Origin of the sequence: Flavobacterium amniphilum, from assembly GCF_023634845.1 — a bacterium.
GTDB classification, from domain to species: Bacteria; Bacteroidota; Bacteroidia; order Flavobacteriales; family Flavobacteriaceae; genus Flavobacterium; species Flavobacterium amniphilum.
This window is the reverse complement of the sequence record NZ_JAMLJL010000049.1, coordinates 1-1,235: the sequence shown is the minus strand read 5'-3', so window position 1 is coordinate 1,235 and position 1,235 is coordinate 1. Positions and strand designations below refer to the sequence as shown.

At 37.1% G+C, this 1,235-nt stretch carries 1 protein-coding gene; it reads left to right on the top strand.

Features of this window, described 5'->3' with window-relative positions:
* Positions 1-212: 212 nt before the first annotated feature.
* The gene (locus NAT51_RS19610) at positions 213-1,205 is read left to right on the top strand and encodes an IS110 family RNA-guided transposase (protein ID WP_250601809.1); all 993 of its coding nucleotides are present in this window, start codon (positions 213-215) and stop codon (positions 1,203-1,205) included.
* The last annotated feature ends 30 nt before the right edge of the window (positions 1,206-1,235 follow it).

Below are 1,235 nucleotides of genomic sequence, written 5' to 3'. Positions count from 1 at the left end.
TAACGTTCCGCCTTTAGTTTGTATTACTAAAAATAATTAATTTTCCGAAGAGGAAACGGGTGAACTAAAACGTTCCGTAGGGTTGAGACCTATAAGCCGCATAAGTCCCGTTTCCACTTTCGGTCTTGCCAGTACTACTTGGAATGATGGGTTTTTAGACCCGCTAAAGGCGATAGCACAGCAAGGTATTTATTTTTCCTAAAAACAAATCTATGAAAAAAGTTACACAAACCATTGGTATTGACGTATCGAAATTGACATTAGATCTTTATGTCAGAACGACTAATGTTCACAAGAAATTCACTAATGATCTGAAGGGGTTTAAGCAAGTTATTAGTTGGGCGACAAAGCAGAAAATAAATCTGGAGGAAACCTTGTTTTGTTTTGAGCATACAGGTTGGTATTGCTTAATGTTGAGTTATTTTCTTTACGAAAACAACTATCGTTATTGTTGTGTCAATGCAATAGAAATTAAACGGTCTATGGGATTGAAGCGGGGAAAGAGTGATAAAGCAGATGCATGGGAAATAGCCAATTATGCATGGCTTAGACGGGATGAATTAACACCATCAATACCTCCTGCCCGAAAACTGATCGAGTTGCAGCGTATGATGAGCCTGCGTGAACAATTGGTCAAACAGCTCACGGCAAGCAAGAACCTTTACAAAGGGATGCAGGAGATTGTAATTGATGAATCAGATGTTTCGATGTCTATTTTACAAGAGAATATGAACCAATTAGAAAAGCAAATTCTAAGAGCAGAGAAAGCAATGAATGAGTTGATAAAACAGGACCAAACAATGGCAACTAATTACAAACTGTCCAAGACAGTCAAAGGAGTTGGGATGGTCCTGGCTGTTCAAATGTTACTGCACACGCATAATTACACCCGTTTTGAGAGTTCAAGACAGTTTTCTGCTTATTGTGGATTGGTGCCTTATCCTTATCAATCTGGAACGAGTATAAATGGACGCAATAAAATACATCCGATTAGCGATAAGAAAATGAAGAGTCTATTGTCAATGTCTGCTATAAGTGCCATTCAACACGATAAGGAACTGAAATTGTATTACCAGAAACGAGTAGAAGAAGGTAAGCCTAAAATGTTGGTTTTAAACATTATCAGAAATAAAATTGTATCAAGAGTGTTTGCAACTGTAAACAGAGGAACACCATATGTTGAAATCAATAAATTTTTAGCTTAAAAATTTGGATTTGATCTTGGAATGCGGCTT